The 22637-nt window shown below is 75.0% G+C and carries 22 protein-coding genes, 2 tRNA genes and 1 other RNA gene; 15 read left to right on the top strand and 10 right to left on the bottom strand.

Annotation, left to right across the window (positions count from 1 at the left end):
- The first annotated feature begins 75 nt into the window (after nt 1–75).
- Nucleotides 76–1008 (top strand): glycosyltransferase family 9 protein, encoded by a 933-nt coding sequence (locus ACI79I_RS01755; protein WP_456990438.1) that lies wholly within the window; start codon nt 76–78, stop codon nt 1006–1008.
- A 201-nt stretch (nt 1009–1209) separates the two neighbouring features.
- Here the strand turns inward: ACI79I_RS01755 and ACI79I_RS01750 are convergent, their stop codons facing one another.
- From ACI79I_RS01750 to ACI79I_RS01730, 5 genes are all read right to left on the bottom strand, one after another.
- Complete coding sequence (locus ACI79I_RS01750; protein ID WP_456990436.1) at nt 1210–2859, bottom strand: VWA domain-containing protein; 1650 nt, start codon at nt 2857–2859, stop codon at nt 1210–1212.
- A 114-nt stretch (nt 2860–2973) separates the two neighbouring features.
- Nucleotides 2974–3951 (bottom strand): UDP-glucuronic acid decarboxylase family protein, encoded by a 978-nt coding sequence (locus ACI79I_RS01745; RefSeq protein ID WP_456990434.1) that lies wholly within the window; start codon nt 3949–3951, stop codon nt 2974–2976.
- Between the two features lie 171 nt (nt 3952–4122).
- Nucleotides 4123–4356: a DUF2630 family protein gene (locus ACI79I_RS01740; RefSeq protein WP_456990432.1), complete on the bottom strand. Its 234-nt coding sequence runs from the start codon at nt 4354–4356 to the stop codon at nt 4123–4125.
- 46 nt (nt 4357–4402) lie between these two features.
- Nucleotides 4403–5323: a prephenate dehydrogenase gene (locus ACI79I_RS01735; protein WP_456990430.1), complete on the bottom strand. Its 921-nt coding sequence runs from the start codon at nt 5321–5323 to the stop codon at nt 4403–4405.
- A 79-nt stretch (nt 5324–5402) separates the two neighbouring features.
- A complete protein-coding gene (locus ACI79I_RS01730; protein WP_456990428.1) occupies nt 5403–5846 on the bottom strand; it encodes a PaaI family thioesterase in 444 nt (147 codons plus the stop codon).
- 49 nt (nt 5847–5895) lie between these two features.
- Here ACI79I_RS01730 and ACI79I_RS01725 point away from each other — a divergent pair, with 49 nt between their 5' ends.
- The 5 genes from ACI79I_RS01725 (at nt 5896) to ACI79I_RS01705 (ending at nt 8383) form a co-directional block, all read left to right on the top strand.
- Nucleotides 5896–6558, top strand: coding sequence for an O-methyltransferase (locus ACI79I_RS01725; RefSeq protein ID WP_456990426.1), 663 nt, complete (start codon nt 5896–5898; stop codon nt 6556–6558).
- Nucleotides 6555–7052, top strand: a complete 498-nt coding sequence (locus ACI79I_RS01720; protein WP_456990424.1) for a tRNA adenosine deaminase-associated protein — start codon at nt 6555–6557, stop codon at nt 7050–7052. The genes ACI79I_RS01725 and ACI79I_RS01720 overlap by 4 nt, the downstream gene beginning before the upstream one ends.
- Nucleotides 7049–7741 carry an HAD-IA family hydrolase gene (locus ACI79I_RS01715; RefSeq protein WP_456990422.1) on the top strand — a complete coding sequence of 231 codons (693 nt, stop codon included), beginning with the start codon at nt 7049–7051 and terminating at the stop codon, nt 7739–7741. The genes ACI79I_RS01720 and ACI79I_RS01715 overlap by 4 nt, the downstream gene beginning before the upstream one ends.
- 79 nt (nt 7742–7820) lie before the next feature.
- Nucleotides 7821–8285, top strand: a complete 465-nt coding sequence (locus ACI79I_RS01710; protein WP_456990420.1) for a nucleoside deaminase — start codon at nt 7821–7823, stop codon at nt 8283–8285.
- Nucleotides 8286–8295: 10 nt separating this feature from the next.
- Nucleotides 8296–8383: transfer RNA gene (locus ACI79I_RS01705), tRNA-Ser, on the top strand.
- Nucleotides 8384–8436: 53 nt separating this feature from the next.
- On the opposite strand, the gene ACI79I_RS01700 is transcribed toward ACI79I_RS01705, so the two are convergent.
- Nucleotides 8437–10053, bottom strand: coding sequence for a serine/threonine-protein kinase (locus tag ACI79I_RS01700; RefSeq protein WP_456990418.1), 1617 nt, complete (start codon nt 10051–10053; stop codon nt 8437–8439).
- A 35-nt stretch (nt 10054–10088) separates the two neighbouring features.
- Nucleotides 10089–10436: a hypothetical protein gene (locus ACI79I_RS01695; protein ID WP_456990416.1), complete on the bottom strand. Its 348-nt coding sequence runs from the start codon at nt 10434–10436 to the stop codon at nt 10089–10091.
- A 152-nt stretch (nt 10437–10588) separates the two neighbouring features.
- Between ACI79I_RS01695 and ACI79I_RS01690 the strand changes: the two genes are divergently transcribed.
- Nucleotides 10589–10673, top strand: a tRNA-Ser gene (locus ACI79I_RS01690).
- A gap of 47 nt (nt 10674–10720) precedes the next feature.
- Here ACI79I_RS01690 and ACI79I_RS01685 read toward each other — a convergent pair.
- Nucleotides 10721–11692, bottom strand: coding sequence for a DMT family transporter (locus ACI79I_RS01685; RefSeq protein ID WP_456990414.1), 972 nt, complete (start codon nt 11690–11692; stop codon nt 10721–10723).
- A 249-nt stretch (nt 11693–11941) separates the two neighbouring features.
- On the opposite strand from ACI79I_RS01685, the gene ffs reads away from it, so the two are divergent.
- Nucleotides 11942–12037: signal recognition particle sRNA small type (gene ffs, locus ACI79I_RS01680), an RNA gene on the top strand.
- Between the two features lie 71 nt (nt 12038–12108).
- Nucleotides 12109–14469, top strand: coding sequence for a DNA polymerase III subunit gamma and tau (locus ACI79I_RS01675; protein WP_456990410.1), 2361 nt, complete (start codon nt 12109–12111; stop codon nt 14467–14469).
- A gap of 120 nt (nt 14470–14589) precedes the next feature.
- On the opposite strand, the gene ACI79I_RS01670 is transcribed toward ACI79I_RS01675, so the two are convergent.
- Nucleotides 14590–15072 (bottom strand): SRPBCC family protein, encoded by a 483-nt coding sequence (locus tag ACI79I_RS01670; RefSeq protein ID WP_456990408.1) that lies wholly within the window; start codon nt 15070–15072, stop codon nt 14590–14592.
- Nucleotides 15069–15437, bottom strand: a complete 369-nt coding sequence (locus ACI79I_RS01665; protein WP_456990406.1) for an ArsR/SmtB family transcription factor — start codon at nt 15435–15437, stop codon at nt 15069–15071. Before ACI79I_RS01665 ends, ACI79I_RS01670 begins: the two co-directional genes overlap by 4 nt.
- A 138-nt stretch (nt 15438–15575) precedes the next feature.
- On the opposite strand from ACI79I_RS01665, the gene ACI79I_RS01660 reads away from it, so the two are divergent.
- The 6 genes from ACI79I_RS01660 (at nt 15576) to ACI79I_RS01635 (ending at nt 22412) form a co-directional block, all read left to right on the top strand.
- On the top strand, nt 15576–15911 hold the full coding sequence (locus ACI79I_RS01660; protein WP_456990404.1) for a YbaB/EbfC family nucleoid-associated protein: 336 nt from the start codon (nt 15576–15578) through the stop codon (nt 15909–15911).
- 30 nt (nt 15912–15941) lie between these two features.
- Nucleotides 15942–16541 (top strand): recombination mediator RecR, encoded by a 600-nt coding sequence (gene recR, locus ACI79I_RS01655; RefSeq protein WP_456920499.1) that lies wholly within the window; start codon nt 15942–15944, stop codon nt 16539–16541.
- Between the two features lie 265 nt (nt 16542–16806).
- The gene (locus ACI79I_RS01650) at nt 16807–18450 is read left to right on the top strand and encodes an ABC transporter substrate-binding protein (protein ID WP_456990401.1); all 1644 of its coding nucleotides are present in this window, start codon (nt 16807–16809) and stop codon (nt 18448–18450) included.
- 106 nt (nt 18451–18556) lie between these two features.
- The gene (locus ACI79I_RS01645) at nt 18557–19660 is read left to right on the top strand and encodes an ABC transporter permease (protein WP_456990399.1); all 1104 of its coding nucleotides are present in this window, start codon (nt 18557–18559) and stop codon (nt 19658–19660) included.
- Nucleotides 19660–20724, top strand: coding sequence for an ABC transporter permease (locus ACI79I_RS01640; protein ID WP_456990397.1), 1065 nt, complete (start codon nt 19660–19662; stop codon nt 20722–20724). Before ACI79I_RS01645 ends, ACI79I_RS01640 begins: the two co-directional genes overlap by 1 nt.
- Nucleotides 20721–22412 carry an ABC transporter ATP-binding protein gene (locus ACI79I_RS01635; RefSeq protein ID WP_456990395.1) on the top strand — a complete coding sequence of 564 codons (1692 nt, stop codon included), beginning with the start codon at nt 20721–20723 and terminating at the stop codon, nt 22410–22412. The genes ACI79I_RS01640 and ACI79I_RS01635 overlap by 4 nt, the downstream gene beginning before the upstream one ends.
- The last annotated feature ends 225 nt before the right edge of the window (nt 22413–22637 follow it).

Below are 22637 nucleotides of genomic sequence, written 5' to 3'. Positions count from 1 at the left end.
TCCCACCGCTCGCACGCTCGGGGCGGGTCTCCGCAGCGAGGCCGTCCCGGCGACGCGCAGGACCGCCCCGCCGCGGTGGTGCTGCGGCCGCTGGGCCTGGGTGACCTGCTCACCGGCGTGCCCGCGATCCGGGCGGTGCGCGACGCGGTGCCGGAGCACCGCCTGGTGCTCGCGACGACGACCGCGCTGGAACCGCTCGCCGGACTGGTCGACGCGGTCGACGAGGTGCTGCCCGCCCGCGAGCTCGAGCCGTTGGACTGGGCCGGCCCGCCCCCCGAGCTCGCCGTCGACCTGCACGGCAAGGGCCCGGCGTCGCACGTCGTGGTCGACGCCCTGCACCCCGACCGGCTGCTCACCTTCGCCAGCCCCGGCTACCCCGGCCCTCCCTGGTACCCCGACGAGCACGAGGTCCGCCGCTGGTGCCGGCTGGTCGTCGAGGGCCTCGGCGTGGCGGCCGACCCCGACGCGCTCGACCTCGCCGTCCCCTCCGTGCCCTCCCCGGCGCCCGGCGGCGTGGCGCTCGTGCACCCCGGCGCCGCCTTCCCGGGACGGCGCTGGCCGCCGGACCGGTTCGCCGCGGTCGCCCGGCACCTGGCTGCGGCCGGCCTGGACGTGCGTGTCACCGGCGGCCCGGCCGAGGTCCCGCTGGCCCGCGCGGTCGCCGAGGAGGCCGGCCTGGGGGAGGACGCCGTCCTGGCCGGCCGGACGTCGACCCTGGAGCTGGCCGCCGTCGTCGCCGGCGCCCGGGTCGTGGTCAGCGGCGACACCGGGATGGCCCACCTCGCGACGGCCTACCGTCGTCCGTCGGTGGTGCTCTTCGGGCCGGTGTCCCCGGCGCTGTGGGGCCCACCGTCGCGGGTCGGGCCAGACGGAGGGCCACTGCACGTGGTCCTGTGGCACGGGGACGGCACGGGTGACCCGTGGGGGACCGAGCTCGACCCCGCGCTCGGCAAGATCACCGTCGCCGAGGTCACGGCTGCGCTGGACGGCCTGCTCGCCCGGACCTGAGCTCCGCCGGGCCCGGAGCCCGGTCCGGGGCCACTCGTGCGCTGACCCACCCTGGTGGGGCGCACCTGTACCTCGCCGCATGCTCGTGCTCTGCGTACCTGGTGCAGGCAGAGCACGAGCGTCCCGGGGGAGGGTGGTGCCGGGGTTCCTTCGTGCTCTGCGTACCTGGTGCAGGCAGAGCAGGAGCGTCCCGGAGGAGGGTCAGGCCTCCCGCTGGCGCAGGGCGTCGAACAGCACCGTCTGCAGGTCGGCCGGGTCGACGGCGGAGTAGGCCTCACCCTCGGTCGCCTCGGCGATCTGCTCGAGGGCGTCCAGGTCGGCGTCCGGTCCGAGGGCGACGCCGATGACCTTGATCGGCCGCTCCGGGTCGGCCTCGTCCCGGAGTGTCTCCAGGAGGGAGTCGAGCTCGATCCCGTCGTCGTCGTTGGTGCCGTCGGTGACCATCAGGACGCTGTTCACCGCGGTCGGGTCGAAGTCCGCCCGCGCCGCGCGGACCGCGTCCAGGGTGGTGTCGTACAGGCCGGTGCCGCCGGGGCTCAGGCGGTCGGGGACGGTGTCGAGCTGCTCGTCGAGCAGGTCGCGCTGGGTGGTGCCCTCCACGTCGGTCTCCAGGGACCGCGTGGGCACCAGCTCCGACCAGTCCTGGTCGCCCTCGAGCTCGTTGGCGAAGACCCACAGGCCCAGCGCGAAGTTGCCCGGCACCAGCGACAGGGCGCTCTGGGCGGCGTCCCGGGCGAGCGTGGCGCGGGTGCCGCCCCCGGCCGGGGCCTCCATCGACGTCGACACGTCGAAGACCGCGAGGATGCGGGACGGCGCCGCCAGCTCGGCCAGCTGGGTCAACAGCGACTGCACCTGCCCCGGGTCGAGCGGCACCGCCGTGGGCGCCTCCTCCCGGGTGCCGGTCGCCTCCCCGGCCTCCGGGGGAGCCGCGCCGTCGGCGTCGCGGAACCCGGCTTCGCCGAGCGCGGTGCGCGCCGCGTCGGAGGTCAGCGCCGAGACCACCGCCTCCACCGCCGCGGCGTCGGCGCCGGAGGCCGAGCCCACCCGGACGACCGGGTAGTCCAGGGACGGCGAGCCCTCGCTCGGGTACACCGCGACCAGCGACGGGTCCTCGGCGCCGCTGTTGGTGGCGTGGACCTCCTGCTCGCTGACCGGCACCAGGGGTGCGTCGGCGTCGTCGGCGCCTGCGGCCTCCAGCGCGTCGGCGGGCGAGACCGACGGACCGCGCTCGGCCGCCAGCACCGCCTGCACGACGGCGTTGTCGGCGTCCGCGCCACCGCCCAGTGCGGTCCGGACGGCGCTCAGCGCGGCGAGTCCCTCGGCGCTGCTGGCCAGGTCCGGCACGGCGATGCCCTGGTCGCTGGCCAGCGCCTCGCCCCAGCCGGGCGGTGACCCGTCCCAGCCCAGCGCGTCCACGGCAGCGCGGCTGGTCGCCAGCACCACCGGCGAGGTGGCCATCGAGCCCACCGTCTCCAGCGCGGCTCCGTCCGCGCGCGCCGGCCACAGCGAGGAGTCGGGTACCCAGACGTGCGGCAGGTCGGCCGCCTCGAGCGCGCTCAGGTCGCCGACGGTCTGCAGCGGTTCCTGCGCGGCCACCTCGGCGCCCGCGCAGTCGCCGTCCCCCAACCCGTCGGCCTCGGCCAGCACCCGGTCGGCGACGGCGGCCAGCTCCGGGGCCACGGTCACGCGGACGACGTCGGTCCGGTCGCAGTCGGCGCTGCCGGAACCGACGACCCACCAGGTGATGCCGCCGGCGACCAGCACCACGAGTGCCACGGCGGCGGCGATGAGCAGTTGCGGCGTGACGGCGACACCCCGTCGGCCGGAGGTCGTGTCGGCGTGGCGGCCCATCCTGCAGCTCCCCCGTCGGTGGGTCAGGTCTCGTCGGCGACCCCGTGACCGCCCTCCTCACAGATTAGATGCGTCCGCTGACGGAGCGGTGTCGGCCGGACGACCCGGCTCCGGTCACCCGGCGGCGGCCACGGGCGCCGCCTGCCGCGCGGCGAACCAGTCCACCGTGCGGCGCAGCCCCTCCTCCGACGGCACGGTCGGCCGCCAGTCGAGCAACTGCTCGGCGCGGGTGGTGTCGGGCCGGCGCACCTTCGGGTCGTCCACCGGGAGGTCGATGAACTCGATGGGGGAGGAAGACCCGGTCAGCTCGCGGATCCACTCGGCGAGCCGGAGCATGGACAGCTCGTCCGGGTTGCCGATGTTGACCGGCCCGGCCTCGGCCGACCAGGCCATCGCCAGGATGCCGCGCACCGTGTCGTCGACGTAGCAGATCGACCGGGTCTGCGAGCCGTCGCCGGCGACGGTGAGGGGGCGGCCGGACAGGGCCTGGCCGACGAACGCCGGGATGGCGCGGCCGTCGTCCGGGCGCATCCGCGGGCCGTAGGTGTTGAAGATCCGCACGATGCCGGTGTCGGTGCCCTTCGACGTCCGGTACGCCGTGGTCATCGCCTCGCTGAAACGCTTGGCCTCGTCGTAGACCCCGCGCGGGCCGACCGGGTTGACGTTGCCCCAGTAGCTCTCGTCCTGGGGGTGCTGCAGCGGGTCGCCGTACACCTCGGAGGTGGAGGCGAGGACGTACCGGGCGCCCTTCTCGTGGGCCAGGCCGAGGGTGTGCAGGGTGCCGAGGCTGCCCACCTTGAGCGTCTCGATGGGCATCTTCAGGTAGTCGATGGGGCTGGCCGGTGAGGCGAAGTGCAGCACCAGGTCCACCGGGCCGGGCACGTGGACGAAGTCGGTCACGTCGCAGCGCACCAGCCGGAACCCCGGGTCCTCCATCAGGTGGCGGACGTTCTCCGGCGAGCCGGTGAGGAAGTTGTCGAGGCAGACCACCTCGACGTCGCGCTCCAGCAGCTGCTCGCACAGGTGGGAGCCGAGGAACCCCGCTCCACCGGTGACCACTGCCCGCCGGATCCTCCGCGCCGCGTCCACCATGCCTGCTCCCATCGCCTCGGGGGCGCGCGACGGAGCGCGCCGAGCGGCGGCATACCCTGTGATCAGCGGGACACACTTCACCCTCTAAGTGTTCACCCGCTCGGAGGACGACGGCTCGCCGCTCGCGCCCGGCTCCGCGACCCGTCCGAGCCGGCCGGGCCGCACGGGGGCCTACTGCAGGTAGTCCTCCACTTGTTGCTCCGGGCGGGGCTGGGCCTCGTCGGGGTCCTGCCCGTACTGGCGCTTGGCGTCCCGCTGGCGGAGCAGGTCCCAGAGCTGGTCGCGGTCCTCCTCGATCTGCCGGAGGCGGGCGCGCTCCTCGTCGGTGTGCTCACCGCTGTCCCGGAGTCGGCGCTCCTCCTCGACCAGCGCCTCGATGCGGCTGCGGATCTCGCTGTCGTCCATGACCGCTCCCTGCCCGCCGCCGCGCGGGCGAAACGGTCAGGTCGCGTCACGGGTCCGGCACGTACCCCTCGAGGAACGCCGCGAGCCGTCCGGTCACCGCCCCGCCGGCGCGGCCGAGCGCGAGCAGGGCCGCCCGGTCCAGGGGCACCCGCACGGCGCGCCGTCCCGCCGGCGCCCCCGCCCGCACGGCGTGGCCCGCGGCGACCAGCTCCGGCCAGGGCCGGGCCAGCTGGGCCTGCACCCGGGCCAGCGCGGCGCCGGTCGGCCCGGCGTTGCCCTCGACCATCGCGGTGACGAACGCGGGGTCGCTGGCGATCACCCGGGTGCCGTCGCGGAAGCTGCCGGCGGCCAGGGCGAGCGCCAGCGGGCCCGCCTCCCCGGCCGCGGCGGCCAGGGCCGCGGCGAGCAGGTGCGGCACGTGGCTGATCGCGGCCACGGCGTCGTCGTGCTCCGCGGCGGTCACCGGGACCACCTCCGCGCCCACGGCCAGCGCCACCTCCGCCACCCGCAGCCACCGGGGCAGCTCGGTGCCCGGCTCCAGGCACACAGCCCAGCGCGCGCCGGCGAACAGGCCGGGGTCGGTGGCGGCGTGCCCGGACCGCTCCGTGCCGCACATCGGGTGCCCGCCGACGTACCGCCCGCCGAACGCCGCACCCAGGTCGGCCAGCACCGGGACCTTCACCGAGCCCAGGTCGGTGACCGTGGCGTCGAGGGCGAGGGTCAGCCCGTCCAGCGCCCCCGCGATGGCCGGCAGCGGGACGGCGAGGACGACGACCCCCGCCATCTCCCGGCCGATCCGCACCCCGCGGGCGGCCGCGGCCTCGCGGGCGTCGGGGTCGACGTCCCACCCGGTGACGGTTCGTCCCGCCGCGACGAGGGCCGCGGCCAGGGATCCGCCGAGCTGGCCGAGGCCGACGACGCCGACCGGCGGCGCGGGCATCGTCGGCACGGGGGAGGAGGGGGTCACGCGGTGCTCCTCGGGCACGTCTCCGGAACCGCTCCGCTCCTCGCTCGCAGAGCTCGCTGCGATGCACGCGAACCCGTCCTCATGCCGGTGACTCCCACGGGCGCTCGGTGCGGAACACCCGCGCCAGCGCCGTGGCGACCAGCCGGCCGTCCTGGGCGCGGGCGTCGATCCGGTAGACCGCGGTGCGGCTGCTGCGGTGCACCTCGGTGCCCTCGGCCACCAGCCGGTCGCCCGGACGCCCGGGCGCGAGGAACTCGGTGTGCACGTCCTGGGCGACGGCGACCGTCCCGTGGCTGTTGCTGACCGCCGCGTGGACGACGTCGAGCAGCGCCATCGTGGCGCCGCCGTGCGCGGTGCCGACGGCGTTGAGCAGCGCCGGGCGGACCGTCATGGAGGCGCGGGCGTAGCCGGGGCGCACCTGTTCGAGCTCGATGCCCAGGTGTCCGGCCAGCGGGTCGGCCGCCAGCCGGGCGAACAGGGCGGGGTCGACGTCGGCTCCGTCGTCCGGGGCGGGATCGGCCATGATCAGAGGCTATGACCCCGACCTCCGCGCTCTTCCGCCCCCACGTGCCATGACGCCGCGGTCGTTCCTGCTCACCCCGGAACTGGGCGACTACGTGCGGGCAACCTCCGAGCCGCCGGACGACGTGGTGGCCGACCTGCTCGCCGAGACCGCCGCCCTGGCCGACCGCGGTGAGGTCCCGCCGACCTTCCAGATCGCCCCGGAGCAGGGCGTGTTCATGCAGGTGCTCACCCGCGCCCTCGGCGTCCGCCGGGCGATCGAGATCGGCACCTTCACCGGCTACTCGGCGCTGTGCGTCGCCCGCGGGCTGCCCGCGGACGGCTCGCTGCTCTGCCTCGACGTCAGCGAGGAGTGGACGGCGATCGCGCGGCGGTACTGGGAGCGGGCGGGCATGGCCGACCGGATCGAGCTGCGGCTGGGCGACGCGCACGAGTCGCTGCGCGCGCTGCCGGCCGAGCCGGCCTTCGACCTGGCCTTCGTCGACGCGGACAAGACCGGCTACGCCGCCTACGTCGACGACCTGCACCCGCGGATGACCGACAACGGGGTCGTGCTGCTCGACAACACCCTGGCCGGGGGGCGGGTGCTCGCCCCGGAGACCGCCAACGAGCGGGCGATCGCCGAGCTCAACGCCGCGCTGGCCACCGACCCCCGCTGGGAGACCGTGCTGCTGCCGCTGTCCGACGGCCTGACCATGCTGCGCAAGCGATGAGCGGGCACGATCCCCGCGCGAGCTGGGCGGTGCGGGTCAGCCGGCCGGACGGTCGCTGGCGGGTGGAACTGCTCGCCGCGGACGCCGGTGACGAGCTGCCGGTGCTCGAGCGCGCGCTGGGTGAACCGGGCGCCGAGGGCTGGCCGGGTCCGTTCGTGGTGGTCGTCGACTCGCGGCTGTACTTCGTCGTCCTCCGGCACGGGCCCGGTGGGCTGGTGCGGGTGCTGATCTCCGACGCGACCATGCAGGAGTGGGTGCTGGCCGCCGAGGTCGTCGAGCGGTACGGCATCGCCGTCGACGCCGACGGGGCCTTCGACGACGACGAGACCGGCTGGCCCGGCGGTGACCTGGACGTGTTCTCCGACGACGGGCTGCCGGCCGACGAGCTGCGGCCGATCGTCACCGCCGACGACCTGTGGGCCGACGAGATGGTCGCCGCCATCGCCGCGCGCCTGGGCTTCGCCGACGAGCTCGCCGCCGCGGTGACCCCGTGAGCGAGCGGACGGGCTCCCGCGTCGACCGGGGGAGCGCCCGCGTGTCCGCCGTCGTCTTCGACCTGGGCGGGGTCATCACCGAGAGCCCGATGCCGGCCTTCGCCGCCTACGAGGCCGAGGCCGGCCTGCCCGAGGGGCTGATCCGGCGGCTGAACAGCACCGACCCCGACACCAACGCCTGGGCCCGGTACGAGCGCAACGAGCTCGACGCCGCAGGCTTCATCGACGCCTTCGAGGCCGAGGCGCTGGCCGCCGGGCACCGGCTCGACGCCCGGCGCGTGCTCACCGCCCTGGCCGGGGAGCTGCGCCCCGCGATGGTCGCGGCCGTCGCCCGGCTCCGGGACGCCGGGCTGCCGCTGGCGCTGCTGTCGAACAACGTCGCGCCGATGGAGCGCACCGGGCGGCTCGGGGAGCTGCTGGAGCTGTTCGACGCGGTCGTCGAGTCCTCGCTGGAGGGCGTGCGCAAGCCCGAGCCGGAGATCTACCGGCGGGCGCTGGCCCGGCTGTCGGAGGCGGTCGGCCGTCCGGTCGAGCCCGCGGACTGCGCCTACCTCGACGACCTCGGCATCAACCTCAAGCCCGCCCGGGCGATGGGGATGCGCACGATCAAGGTCGTGGAGCCCGCGGCCGCGCTGGCCGAGCTGTCGGACCTCACGGGCATCGACCTGCTCACCGTGGCGGGACCGTGACCCCGCACCGTCGTTCCCCGCATGCTCGTGCCCTGCCTGCCCGGCGCATGCAGAGCACGAGTTCCCCGGGGACACTCCGGTGACCCTCGACCTCGACGCCGCCATGGGCCGCGCGCTGGAGCTCGCCGCCGCGGCGGTCGAGTGGGGCGACACGCCGATCGGCGCCGTCGTCCTGGGGCCGGACGGAGCCGTCCTCGCCGAGGCCGCCAACGAACGGGAGAAGCGCGGCGACCCCACCGCGCACGCCGAGGTGCTCGCGCTGCGCGCCGCCGCGCAGGTGCACGGCGACGGGTGGCGGCTGACCGGGACGACGCTCGTGGTCACCCTCGAGCCCTGCACCATGTGCGCCGGCGCCAGCGTGCTGGCCCGGGTGGACCGCGTCGTCTACGGCGCCGACGACCCCAAGGCCGGCGCGGTCGGCTCGCTGTGGGACGTCGTCCGCGACCGCCGGCTCAACCACCGTCCGCAGGTCACGGGGGGTGTCCGCGCCGAGGAGTCCGCCACGCTCCTACGCGCGTTCTTCCGCCGTCAGCGGGGCCTGTAGTCTCTTCGGCGGTGGCGTGTCCGAGCGGCCGAAGGAGCACGCCTCGAAAGCGTGTGAGGTGCAAGCCTCCGTGGGTTCAAATCCCACCGCCACCGCCAGCCAGTGCGAAGCCGCCCCCGGGATCCCGGGGGCGGCTTCGTCGTCCCGGGCCTCAGCCGACGGTCTCGACGTACCGGTCGAGGTCCACCAGCCACCCGCCGTCGTCCGCGGGCACCAGGCGGACCTCGTGCAGCTCGACCTCCCCGCTGCCGTCGGCGCGGGAGAACCGCACCTCGGTGGTCGCCGTGACCGTGCCGTCGTCGCCCTGCTCGGCGTCCCGCACGTCCGCGAGCTCGACCTCCGACCACGGCGCCCAGAAGTCCTCGTAGTACGCGGGGTCGGCCGCGGCGCGCAGCGTCGGCCCGGTCATCTCGTACGCCGACCCCGGGTCGTCGGGGAGGTGCCCGTAGTACTCGCCGAGGGTCTCCTCGACGACGGCGACCGCGTCCGGGTCCCCTGCCCCGTTCCCCGCCCGCCCGGCGGTGTCCGACGCCCCCGGCCCGTCCTCGCCGGCCGCGGACGACGCCGGCGCGGGCTGCGCGCCCGTCGTCCCGGGGTCGTCACCCCGGGTGGTGGCCCAGAGGGCGGCGCCCCCGGCGAGCAGCACGGCGAGCACCAGCGCGGCCACCGCCGGGGTCCTCCGCCGGCGGGCCGGGGTCGCGGCTGCCGGTCGGGCGGCGGGCTGGGGTTGCGGGGGGCGGGCCCCCGGCGGCGTCGACGTCCGGGGCGGGGGCGTCGACGTCCGGGGCGGGGGCGTCGACGTGCGCGGCGGGTGGGCCGGGGCGGCCGCAGCGCCGAGGGAGCCGGCGGCCGGGGGGAACTCGGCGGTCCGGTCGCGGTTCGTGGACGAGCGCAGCCGCGTGCGGGCGAGCAGCACCGTCGTCGGGTCGCCGTCCCGTCCGGCGGCGAGCTGGGCGAGCTCGTCGCGGACCTGTTCCATCGTCGGCCGCCGCGCCGGGTCGGGGTCGAGCATCCGCAGCAGGGGTCCGGTCATCGAACCGGCTCGCCGCGGGGGTTCGAGCTCCCCGGCGGCGACCCGGTGCAGCAGCCGCAGCGCGTTGTCGTCCATCCCGAACGGCGGCTGGCCCTCCAGGCAGGTGTAGAGCGTGGCGCCGAGGGAGAAGACGTCCGACGCCGGCGTCATCTCGTTGCCCCGGGCGACCTCCGGCGCGAGGAACGCCGGCGTGCCGGTGATCTGCCCGGTCTGGGTCAGCGTGACGTCGCCCCGGGCGTGCGAGATGCCGAAGTCGGTGATCTTCACCAGCCCGTCGACGTCCGGTCCGGAGCCGATGAGGACGTTGGCCGGTTTCACGTCGCGGTGGACGACCCCGGCGGCGTGGGTGGCGGCCAGCGCGTCGGCGACCTGGGCACCGACCTGCGCCACCTCGTCCACGCGCAGGACGCCGTCCTCGTGCAGCACCTCCGCGAGGCTGCGCGAGGGCAGGTACTCCATGACCAGCCAGGGCGAACCCGCCTCGACCGCCACGTCGAACACGCGGATGGCGTGCAGGTGGCTCAGCCGGGCGGCGATGCGCCCCTCCCGCAGCGCGCGCTGACGCTGCTGCTCCACCGCGGCCTCGTCGGCCCCGGCGGGTGGCAGCACCTGCTTGAGGGCGACCTGCCGGCCCAGCCGCTCGTCACGGGCCAGCCAGATCGTCCCCATGCCGCCGCCGCCGATCCGCGACACCAGCCGGTACCGGCCGGCGACCAGGATGTCGGGCTCGGACACGGCCGGTCCCCCTCCGGCGCCGGGGCCGGGGCCGGTCAGACCCCGGAGGGCACGCCGTAACGCCGGGCGTACTCCTCCTGGGCACCCGCGGGCAGCGCGTCGTAGAGCTCGCCGAGCTCCTCGACCACGTCGGGGGAGAGGTCGTCGAACAGCCGCTGCCAGGTGGGCGGCTCGTCGTAGCTGCGGGTCAGCAGCAGCTCCCAGGCGCGGGTCTGCCGGTCCCGCTTGCTCCGCTCCGCGGCGAACTCCGACAGGTAGCGGTCCTTGGCGGCGTCCTTCTCCGCCTTGGTCGCCGACGGCGGCAGCCCCGAGGGGTCGGCTCCCTTGAGCACCGCGACGATGGCGTCCACGACGTCGGGCCGGGGCTGGTCGGGCTCGGTCATGGGGGTGCCTCCTCGTGGTGCCGCACGCCGGGGGACCGGCGTTCCGGACCAGCCTTCCCCACCGTGCCGACGGGAAACACCCGCCGCGTCGCGCGCTCCCGGGTGCCGCGGCTGACCCCGTGCGGGCGGCCCGGTATCCTGGGTGCGCACGTGGAGGATTCGCCTAGTGGCCTATGGCGCTCGCTTGGAAAGCGGGTTGGGGGCAACCCCTCGGGAGTTCGAATCTCCCATCCTCCGCAGCGACGAGGCCGGTCCCCGCACCCGCGGGGACCGGCCTCCGTGCCTCACGCGGCCGGCTCCGGGACGACGTCCGGCCGGGTGCGGGCTCCGATCCGCCGCAGGTACAGCCCGGCGACCGCCGCGAGCACGAGCAGCCCGCCGGCGAGCGCACCGAGCGGCAGCCGTTCGCCGAGGAACGCGGTGGCCAGCACCGTCGCGGTGACCGGCTCCAGCAGGGTGACGATCGCCGCGACCGCGCCGGGCACCGTCCGCAGCCCGCGGAAGAACAGCGCGTAGGCCGCCGCGCTGGGCACGGCCCCCAGGTACAGCAGTGTGGCCAGGGCCACGGGCTCGGCGGTCAGGCGCAGGCCCGCCGCGAGCGCCACCGGCGTCAGGAGCAGCGCCCCGCCGGCGAACCCGGCCAGGGTCACCGGGACGCCGGCCGGCACGGCGCCGCTGGCGAGGGTCACCACCGCGTAGCCCAGCGCCGACCCGACGGCCAGCAGGGCACCGAGCAGCACCGCCGTCCCGGTCGAGGCCCCCGCGGTGAGGCCCACCAGCAGGCCCAGCCCGGTCAGCGCGGCGGCCAGCGCGAGCAGCGTCGCGCCGTCGGGCCGGCCGTGGCCGAGCAGCGCCGCGCCGACGGCGATGAGCAGCGGGGCCAGGCCGAGCGCGACCAGGGTGGCGACGCTCACCCCCGCCGCCGCGACCGCGGCGAAGTAGGCCAGCTGGTAGGCGGCCAGTCCCGCCGCGACCAGCGCCAGCCGGACGACCACCGGACGGCGGAGCGGGACGGGCGCCGGGCGGCGCCGGCGGGTGAGCAGGTGTGCCGCGAGGAGGACCGCGGCGCCGATGGCCATGCGGTGCCAGGCGATGTCGAGGGGGCCGAGGTCGGTGCGGTCGGCGACGACGCGGCCGCTGACGCCCGAGGTGCCCCAGCAGAGGGCGGCGAGGACGACGAACACGAAGCCGCCGGTCGCGGGGGCGGCGGGGGAGCCGGTGGCAGCGCCGGACGAGCGGGCAGACGGGGTGGACATGACGCTCCTGGTCGGGGTCCGGATCGGGGGACTCGGTCCGGAGCACGGCGCAGGGCCCGCGCGTGGCGCGCCGGGCGGTCAGCGACCCGCGGTGCTCCGGGTCAGGAGCGGGGCGGGGGCAGTGGGAGGACCCCGTCCTCCTCGCCCCTCGCAGGCTCGGGGCGAGCCTCGGGACGGGGCCAGGGGGTCATGACCGGGAGCGTATCGGGGGGAGCGACCACCGGCCGAGCGGTTTCCTCTACAGTGGAGGACGACCCCTCGTGCGGCGTCACCCTGTGAACCTCCCCAGGGCCGGAAGGCAGCAAGGATAAGCGGGCTCTGGCGGGTGCACGGGGGGTCCTCGTCTGCCCGGGGACGTGACCGAGGGCGCGGCGGCGGTCCCCGACGTCGTCCGACCTGCCACGTAACCTCGTCGCGTGGCTCTGGCGCTCTACCGGAAGTACCGCCCGGCGACCTTCGCCGAGGTGGTCGGGCAGGAGCACGTGACCACCCCGCTGGTCAACGCCGTCGACGGGGGCCGGATCAACCACGCCTACCTGTTCAGCGGTCCGCGCGGCTGCGGCAAGACGTCGTCGGCCCGGATCCTCGCCCGCTCGCTCAACTGCGAGCAGGGGCCGACGTCGACCCCGTGCGGCGTCTGCGGCTCGTGCGTGGCCCTGGCGCCCGACGGTCCCGGCTCGCTCGACGTCATCGAGATCGACGCGGCCAGCCACGGCGGTGTCGACGACGCCCGCGACCTGCGGGAACGGGCCTTCTTCGCGCCGGTCAACAGCCGCTACAAGGTCTACATCGTCGACGAGGCGCACATGGTGACCACGCAGGGCTTCAACGCCCTGCTCAAGGTCGTCGAGGAGCCGCCGGAGTTCCTCGTCTTCGTCTTCGCGACCACCGAGCCGGACAAGGTGCTGCCCACCATCCGCTCGCGCACCCACCACTACCCGTTCCGGCTGGTCCCGCCGACGACGCTGCGCGGGCTGCTGGAGAAGACCTGCGCCGCCGAGGGCGTGCAGGTCGAGCCGACGGTGTTCCCGCTGGTGGTCCGCGCGGGCGGCGGCTCGGTGCGCGACTCGCTGTCCATCCTCGACCAGCTGCTGGCCGGGGCCGGGCCGGACGGCGTCACGTACCGGGACGCCGTCGGCCTGCTCGGGGTCACCGACGACGCGCTGCTCGACGAGACGATCGACGCCCTGGCCGCGCACGACGCGCCCGGCGTCTTCCGCGCCGTCGACCGGGTGGTCGAGGCCGGGCACGACCCGCGGCGGTTCGCCACCGACCTGCTCGACCGGCTGCGCGACCTCATCGTGCTCGACGCCGTCCCGGACGCCGGGGGCAACGGCCTGCTCGACTGCCCGCCCGACCGGCTGGACCTGATGAGCTCCCAGGCCCAGGCGCTGGGGTCGGCGACGCTCTCGCGGATGGCCGACACCGTGCACGAGGGCCTGACCGAGATGCGCGGGACGACGGCGCCGCGGCTGCTGCTCGAGCTCGTGTGCGCGCGCATGCTCCTGCCCGCCACCGACGACTCGGCGGCGGCCACCCTGCAGCGGCTCGAGCGCCTCGAGCGGCGGTTGTCGATCGCCGGCGAGCACGCCGGCCGCCCGGTCGCCGACGGGCCGGTGCGCGAGGTCCGGCGCGAGCCCGCTGAACCGGCTGCCGCGGCGCCGGTTCCCGCCGCCCCGGAGCAGCCGGCCGGACCGCGGCGGGAGTTCGTCCGCAGGTCGCAGGTGGCCGCGCAGGCCCCGGCCGCCCCCGCGCCGGCCGACCGGTCCCCGGCCCCGGCCACCCGCTCCGCGGCGCCGGATCCGGCGGCGCCCGCGGCGGCGTCGGCCCCGGCCGCTCCCGCAGCCGCCGAACCGTCCCGCGCAGAGCCGGTCCGGACGCCCGCCGCCGACGACTGGCCCACGACCACCCCACCCGGCGCCGGCGCGCCGCGGTCCCGGCCGGGTCCCGCCGCCGACGACTGGCCCGAGACCACGCCGCCGGGCTCCGGTGCGCCGTCCCGGCCGGCGGCTCCTGCGGCTCCGGCGAGCCCGCCCACTGCCGCGGAGCAGCCGCCCGCTGCCGCGGAGCAGCCGCGCGCGCCGCGGGTCGCGGTCGGGGAGCCGGACATCCCGCTGCCCCCGGAGCCGACCGACGACGAGGACTGGCCGCACCAGCCGCGTCCCGCGGCGGTGGCCGCGGCGGCCGCCCGCACCGAGCAGCCGCGCCCGGCCGCGACCGCGGCTCCCCGGGCGGCCGCCGAGTCGGCTCCCGCGCCGCGGGGCGCCGAGCCGACGCCGGTGGTCTCGGCCGACCCGGCGTCGGCCTCCGGTGACAGCGAGCTGACCACCAGCGACGTCCGCCGGGTGTGGCCCGAGCTGCTCAAGGTGGTGCGCGGGCACAAGCGCACGACCGAGGCGCTGCTCAAGAGCGCCCAGGTGCAGGACCTGGCCGGCGGGGTGCTCACCCTGGCGGCCACCTCGCCGGCGCTGGCCAAGATGCTGGGCGACGACCTCAACAAGGACGTCGTCCGCCAGGCGCTGCAGGAGCTGCTCGGCGTGCGCTGGAAGGTGCAGGTCGTCGTCGAGGGCGCGGCCCGCAGCGGTGCGCCGGCGGTCTCGCCGGAGGTCGCCCGCGAGGCGGCGCGGGCGGCGGAGGCGGCCGAGGCGCGCGAGCTCATGGCTGAGCGGGCGGCGGAGGGTGCCGGCGAGCGGCAGGCCGACCCGGTGGTGGACCCGGAGCAGGCGGCCCTGGCGCTGCTGCGCTCTCAGCTCGGCGCCCGGCCCGTCGACGACTGAGCGGACCCGTCCTCCCCGCCCCTCGCAGGCCCGGGGCGGGCCCCTGGACGGGCCGGGGTGGGGCCGCACTCCGCGGCGTCCGCCCACACGCTCGGGGGACGCCGCGGAGGGGCACCGGGGTCACTCCCCGGCGAGGACCTCGTCGAGGCGCTCGTAGCCCTCGCGGACGCCGACCTCCATGCCGCTGGCCACGAACGCGTCGCGGTCGGCGAAGGAGTCGACGAGCGAGGTCGCGGTCAGCCGGGTGCGGCCGTTCCCGATGTCCTCGAGGACCAGCTTCTCCAGGGCCACGCCGTCGGGCATGCCCTCGAAGGTGAACGTCTGCACGATCAGCTCGTCGGGGCGCACCTCGTGGAAGCTGCCGTGGAAGCCGTACTCCTCGCCGTCCTGCCGGTGCACGTAGCGGTAGGAGCCGCCGGTGCGGCAGTCGTAGTGGTCGATCGACATCTCCAGGCCGCGGGGCCCCATCCACCGGACCAGCAGGTCCGGGTCGGTGTGTGCGCGGAACACCTTGGCCGGCGGGGCGTCGAACTCCCGGGTGATCCGGATCAGCGGCACGTCGGGGTCGGCGACGATCTGGGTCTCGTGCGTGGTGGCGTTCATGACGGGGTTCCTCCCTCGGGTGGTGCAGCGGTGGGGGTCACGTCGTCCGGCATGTCCCGGAGGACGTCGTCGAGACGGCGGTAGCGCTCCTCGGCCTGACGCCGATAGCGCTCGATCCACTTCGTCATGAGGTCGAAGACCTCGGCTTCCAGGTGGACCGGGCGGCGCTGGGCGTCCCTGCTGCGGCTGACCAGGCCGGCGTCCTCGAGCACCCGCAGGTGCTTGGAGACGGCCTGCACGCTCACGTCGTAGGGCTCGGCGAGCTCTCCGACGGTCGCGTCGGCCACTGCCAGGCGGGCGACCATGTCGCGCCGGGTGGGGTCGGCCAAGGCCGCGAAGACCCGGGAGAGCGGATCGGCGGCCACGTCGCGTCCTCCTCTCTTGTCAACCAATCGGTTGAACACGAGGGTGGACCCGCCCTCCGTCGTTGTCAACCTCTCGGTTGAGGAAGTTCCCGGCCCGTCGTCCCGGCGGGTGTCGTACCCGCGGCCTACCCTCGGGGCATGTTCCCCGGTGGTCAGCCCGACATGGCACGTCTGCTCGAGCAGGCGCAGCAGATGCAGCAGCAGCTGGCTGCCGCGCAGGAGCAGCTCGCCCAGGAGACGGTGACCGGTTCGGCCGGTGGCGGCCTGGTCACGGCCACCATGACCGGCCAGGGCGAGCTGGCCGCGGTCACGATCGCCCCCGAGGCGGTCGACCCCGACGACGTCGAGACGCTGCAGGACCTGGTCGTCGCCGCCGTCCGCGACGCCTCGCGCCAGGCCAACGAACTGACCGCCAGCCGCATGGGCCCGCTCGCGGGCGGCCTCGGCGGCGGGCTGGGGCTGCCCGGCCTCTGAGCCGCGCCCCTCCACGAGGAGAGGAACACCGTGTACGAGGGGGCCGTCCAGGACCTCATCGACGAGCTCGGCCGGTTGCCCGGCGTCGGGCCGAAGAGCGCCCAGCGCATCGCCTTCCACCTGCTGGCGGCGGAGTCCGCCGACGTGGGCCGGCTGGTCGCGGCGCTGCAGCGGGTGCAGGCCGAGGTGCGCTTCTGCGTGACCTGCTACAACGTCGCCGAGGGCGAGCAGTGCCGCATCTGCCGCGACCCGCGGCGCAGCGACGACGTCATCTGCGTCGTCGAGGAGCCCAAGGACGTCGTCGCGATCGAGCGCACCCGCGAGTTCCGCGGGCGCTACCACGTGCTCGGGGGCGCGATCAGCCCGATCGAGGGCGTCGGCCCCGACGACCTGCGGGTCAAGGAGCTGATGACCCGGCTGATGAACGGCACGGTCACCGAGCTGATCATCGCCACCGACCCCAACCTGGAGGGCGAGGCGACCGCCGCGTACCTGGCGCGGCTGGTCGCGCCGATGGGGTTGGCGGTGTCCCGGCTGGCCAGCGGCCTGCCGGTGGGCGGGGACCTGGAGTACGCCGACGAGGTCACGCTGGGCCGGGCCTTCGAGGGTCGTCGGCGCATCGACGCCTGACAGCGCCGTCCCACGACCCCTCGCAGGCTCGGGGCGAGGCTCAGGACGGGGCCTCGCGCGGAGCCGCACGCCCGGGCGGCGCGGGCTCGGGGACCCCTGCCGCACGCGGCGGGCGGAGCAGTCACGAGGCGATAACAGTCCCCGAGCGGACTCCTGGGACCGGAACGCGCTGTGCTACGCATGAGTAACCAACACCCATACCCCGCCGTGAGCTGGAACATGTCCGGAGTCCGCGGGGGTTCTCAGGAAGAACGAAGGTAGGCGGATGAGTTCCGTTTCGACCGGCGGGCGGCGCGCGCGCGTCGCCACGGCTGGCCTCGCGGTGACCGCGCTGGCGCTGACGGCGTGCGGCGGCAGTGACGGCGACGGCGGCGGTTCCGGTGGCGGCAGCGGTGAGGCGTTGACGATCGGCACCAGCGACAAGATCACCACGATCGACCCCGCGGGCTCCTACGACAACGGCTCGTTCGCCGTCATGAACCAGGTGTTCCCGTTCCTCATGAACACCAACTACGGCAGCCCGGACGTCGAGCCCGACATCGCCGAGTCGGCCGAGTTCACCTCGCCGACGCAGTACACGGTCACCCTCAAGTCCGGCCTGACCTGGGCGAACGGCAACGAGCTGACCAGCTCGGACGTCAAGTTCTCCTTCGACCGGATGGTCGCGATCAACGACCCGAACGGTCCGGCCGCGCTGCTGGCCAACCTCGCCAGCGTCGACGCGCCCGACGACACGACGGTCGTGTTCAACCTGAAGAACGGCAACGACCAGACGTTCCCGCAGATCCTGTCCAGCCCGGCCGGCCCGATCGTCGACGAGGACGTCCTCTCGGCGACCGAGCTGACGCCGGACCAGGAGATCGTCGACGGCAACGCCTTCGCCGGGCCGTACGTGATCACCAACTACGACCAGAACAACCTGATCTCCTACGAGGCCAACCCCGACTACCAGGGCCTCCTCGGCGCGCCCAAGACCTCGCAGGTCAACGTCAAGTACTACGCCGACTCCTCGAACCTGAAGCTCGACATCGAGGAGGGCAACATCGACGTCGCCTTCCGCAGCCTGTCGGCCACCGACGTCGACGACCTGCGCGGCAACGACGAGGTCGAGGTCGTGGACGGCCCCGGCGGCGAGATCCGCTACATCGTCTTCAACTTCAACACCCAGCCCTTCGGCGCCACCCAGCCCGACGCCGACCCGGCCAAGGCCACGGCCGTGCGCCAGGCGGTCGCCCACCTGATCGACCGGCAGGAGATCGCCGACCAGGTCTACAAGGGCACCTACACCCCGCTGTACTCCTTCGTCCCCGAGGGCCTGACCGGCGCCACCCAGCCGCTCAAGGACCTCTACGGCGACGGCAACGGCGGCGCGGACCCCGCCAAGGCGGCCCAGGTGCTGCAGGCCGCGGGCGTGCAGACCCCGGTGCAGCTGTCCCTGCAGTACTCCAACGACCACTACGGCCCGTCCTCGGGTGACGAGTACGCGCTGATCAAGGACCAGCTGGAGTCCACGGGCCTGTTCCAGGTCGACCTGCAGACCACCGAGTGGGTGCAGTACTCCGAGGACCGCGTGGCCGACGTCTACCCGGCGTACCAGCTCGGCTGGTTCCCGGACTACTCCGACGCCGACAACTACCTCACGCCGTTCTTCCTCACGGAGAACTTCCTCGCCAACCACTACAGCAACCAGCAGGTCAACGACCTGATCCTGCAGCAGGTCACGACGCCGGACCCGGCGCAGCGCACCGCGCTCATCGAGCAGATCCAGCAGCTCGAGGCGCAGGACCTGTCCACGGTGCCCTACCTGCAGGGTGCCCAGGTCGCCGTCGTCCGCACCGGTGTGGAGGGCGCGGCGGATACTCTCGATGCGTCCTTCAAGTTCCGTTACGGGGCCCTGAGCAAGGGCTGAGCGGACCGGGGGACCAGCGACACCGGCCCCGGGGGACCCCGCCGCACGGCGGGGTCCCCCGGGGCCTCCCGTGTGCGGGGGACCCGCACCGACGGAAGTGACGACCATGACCACAGCAGCGACCGAGCTGGCGGCCGGGCAGCCGGCCCAGGAGGAGGCGCCCGCGGGGCGCCGGCGCCGAGGCGGTGGAGGCGGCCTGGGCAGCTACCTCCTCGTCCGCTTCCTGCTGATCTTCCCCACCGTCTTCATCCTCGTGACGACGGTCTTCTTCCTCATGCGCTCGACCGGTGACCCGATCACCGCGGCGCTCGGCGGCCGGCTCACCGCCGCCGAGCTCGCCCAGCGGGTGCAGGAGGCCGGGTACGACCGGCCGCTGGTCGTCCAGTACCTCGAGTACCTGGGCAACGTCTTCACCGGCGACTTCGGGACGACGCTGTCCGACCGGCGCCCGGTCACCGAGGTGCTCACCACCTTCGGGACGGCGACGCTGGAGCTGGCCTCCTACGCGCTGGTCGTGGCCTTCGTCGTTGGCATCCCGCTCGGCCGGCTGGCCGCCTACTGGCGCGACAAGTGGCCCGACGCGCTGCTGCGGGTCTTCGCCATCCTCTGCTACGCCACGCCGGTCTTCTTCGCGGGCCTGGTCCTCAAGCTGGTCTTCGCCAGCGGCCTGGGCTGGCTGCCGGTCGCCGGCCGGGCGTCGACCGGCGCGGAGATCCAGCTGCAGTTCCTCGAGGATCCGACCGGCATCTACCTGATCGACGCGATCCGGACCGGGGACGGCGACGTGGTCCTCGACGTGCTGGAGCACGCGGTGCTGCCGGCCATCGCGCTGGGCCTGCTGACCGCCGGGGTGTTCCTCCGGCTGGTGCGCACCAACGTGATCGGCACCCTCGGCTCGGGCTACGTCGAGGCCGCCCGATCCCGGGGCGTGGCCGAGCGGCGGCTGCTGCGCAAGCACGCCTACCGGCCTGCGCTCATCCCGATCATCACCGTGATCGGCCTGCAGATCGCCCTGCTCCTCGGTGGCGCCGTGCTGACCGAGACCACCTTCGAGTGGAAGGGCCTGGGCTTCCAGCTCGCCGAGTACCTGCAGGCCCGCGACTTCGTGGCGGTGCAGGGCATCGTCGCGCTGCTCGCGGTGATCGTCGCGGTCACCAACTTCGTCGTCGACGTCATCGCCGCGCTCATCGACCCCCGGGTGAGGTACTGATGGCCACCGCCACGGCTCCCGTCGAGGAGACCCCCCGCACCGACCCCGCCCGCCGGGGCTGGCGCCGGCTGCCCGTCGTCCACCAGCTGCGGCAGAGCGTCGGGCTGCAGCGCGGCATGCTCGTCGCCGGGCTCGTCCTCACCGGCGTCTTCCTGCTCGCCGCGGTGTTCGCCCCGCTGCTCGCGCCCTACGGCTACAACCAGCTGCGCGACGCCGACGGCCCGTTCGGCGCCCAGCAGGCGCCCTCGGCCGAGCACTGGCTGGGCACCACCGTCGGCGGCTACGACGTGCTGTCGCGGGTGGTCTACGGGTCGCGCACCGCGCTGATGGTCATCGTGGTCGCGATCGTGTTCTCGCTGTTCGCCGGCGTGCTGCTGGGCCTGGTCTCCGGCTACTTCGGCGGCTGGCTGGACCGCGTGCTGGTCGTCGTGTGCGACGCGATCTACGCGTTCCCGTCGCTGCTGCTGGCGATCATCATGGCGATCGTCATCAGCGGCGGGCAGTCCAGCCTCCTCGGCGGCATCCTCGCCGCCGCCATCTCCATCACCGTGGTGTTCATCCCGCAGTACTTCCGGGTGGTGCGCGCCGAGACGGTGCGGATCAAGGGCGAGGCCTTCGTCGAGTCCGCCCGCGTGATCGGCGCGGGCCACTGGCGGATCATGAGCCGGCACGTGCTGCGCAACGCCACGCGCACGCTGCCGCTGATCCTCACGCTCAACGCCTCCGAGGCGATCCTCACCCTCGCCGGGCTGGGCTTCCTCGGCTTCGGCATCGAGCCCACCGCCGCGGCGGAGTGGGGCTTCGACCTGAACAAGTCGCTCTCCGACGTCACCAGCGGCATCTGGTGGACGTCGATCTTCCCCGGCCTGGGGATCGTGCTCGTCGTCCTCGGGCTGACGCTGGTCGGCGAGAGCCTCAACGACCTGGCCGACCCGCGGCTGCGCAGCCGGCGCGCGGTCGAGTCCGGGGACGCCGCGGAGACCCCGGTCGTGCCCGGCGGTCCGCTGGGTGCCGGGCCGGGCGGTCTGGCCGGGCTCGAGTCGACGGGAGGCAACCCGCTGTGACCACCGCACGCGACGACGTCGTCGACATCGAGAACCTGTCGGTCTCCTTCGCCACGGACGCCGGCACCATCACCGCCGTCCACGACGTCAGCCTGTCGGTGGCCGCCGGCGAGGTGCTGGCGGTCGTCGGCGAGAGCGGCAGCGGCAAGACGGTGACCGCGCGCAGCATCCTCGGCCTGCTGCCCGAGACCGCCCGGACCCGCGGCGCGGTCGTGCTCCGGAGCCGGGACGGCACCGAGCAGCGCGACGTCGTCACCCTGTCCCCGCGGCAGCTGGGGGACGTGCGCGGCCGGGACGCCGCCATGGTGTTCCAGGAGCCCTCCACCGCGCTCAACCCGGTCTACCCGGTGGGCTGGCAGATCGCCGAGGGGCTGCGGGCGCACGGGCGGTACAGCCGCAAGGAGGCCCGCGCCAAGGCGATCGAGGTCCTCCGCAGGGTCGGCATCCCCGACCCCGAGGAGCGGGTCGACCACTACCCGCACCAGTTCTCCGGCGGGCAGAAGCAGCGCATCGTCATCGCCCAGGCCCTCGTGCTCGACCCCGGCGTGATCATCGCCGACGAGCCGACGACCGCCCTCGACGTGACGGTGCAGGCCGAGATCCTCGACCTGCTGCGCCGCTGCCGCGACGAGTTCGGCGCCGCGATCGTGCTCATCACGCACAACATGGGCGTCGTGGCCGACCTCGCCGACCGGGTGGCGGTCATGTACCAGGGCCGGATCGTCGAGCAGGCCGACGTCCGCACGCTGTTCACCGCGCCGCGGGAGCCCTACACCCGGCAGCTGCTGGGCTCGGTGCCCCGGCTCGGGGAGGGGCGGGCACGCGCCGAGCAGCGGGCGACCGCCCGGCCCGCGGGCTGGGTCGCCGCCACGCCGGTGGTGGAGGCGCGCGACCTGCGGATCGTCTACCCCGGGCGGCTGCGGAAGCCGGACTTCGTCGCCGTGGACGGCGTCAGCTTCGCCATCCGCCCCGGCGAGGTGCTCGGGCTGGTCGGGGAGAGCGGCAGCGGTAAGACGACCATCGGGCGGGCCATCGCGGGGCTCACGAAGGTGACCGACGGCTCGCTGCAGGTGCTGGGCACCGAGATGCGCGGCGTCAGGGAGAAGGCGTTCCGGCCGGTGCGCAAGCGCATCGGGTTCGTCTTCCAGGACCCGGCGTCCAGCTTCAACCCGCTGCTGACCATCGCCGAGGCGGTCGCCGAGCCGCTCGTGGTCAACGGCCGCGCCGAGGACCCGCGTGCCGCCCGCGGCCGGGTGGACGAGCTGCTCGAGGCGGTGCAGCTGCCCAAGGACTTCGGCGACCGCTTCCCGCACGAGCTCTCCGGCGGGCAGCGGCAGCGGGCCAGCCTGGCGCGGTCGCTCGCGCTGGACCCCGAGCTGCTCATCGCCGACGAGCCGACCTCGGCGCTCGACGTCTCGGTGCAGGCGCGGGTGCTGGAGCTGTTCGCGGAGCTGCAGCGGGAGCTGGGCTTCGCCTGCCTGTTCATCAGCCACGACCTCGCCGTCGTCGACCTGCTCGCCGACCGGATCGCCGTCCTCTACCGCGGCCGGCTGGTCGAGGAGGGCACGGGGGCGGAGGTGCTGGGGGCCCCGCAGCACCCCTACACCCAGCGGCTGCTGGCCTCGCTGCCGGTGCCCGACCCCGCGGAGCAGGCCCGCCGCCGCGCGACCTGGGAGCAGCTGGGATGAGCGGAGGGGGGGGGGGGGGGGGGGGGGGCGGGCGCCCCCCCCGCCCCCCCCCCCACCCCGCCGCCGCCCCGCCCCCCGCCCCCCCCCGACCGGCAGCGGTGGTTGCCCGAGCTGGACGCGCTGGTCGCGGGTGTGCAGGTCACGGAGGGGAGTGTGGCATGACGGCACTGGAGGTCCGGCCCGTGGTGCCGGAGATGGGGGACGTCAAGGTCGTCCCCGACCCGC

It is taken from the genome of Geodermatophilus sp. SYSU D01105 (assembly GCF_054050095.1).
This window is presented reverse-complemented; position numbering and strand designations above follow the sequence as displayed.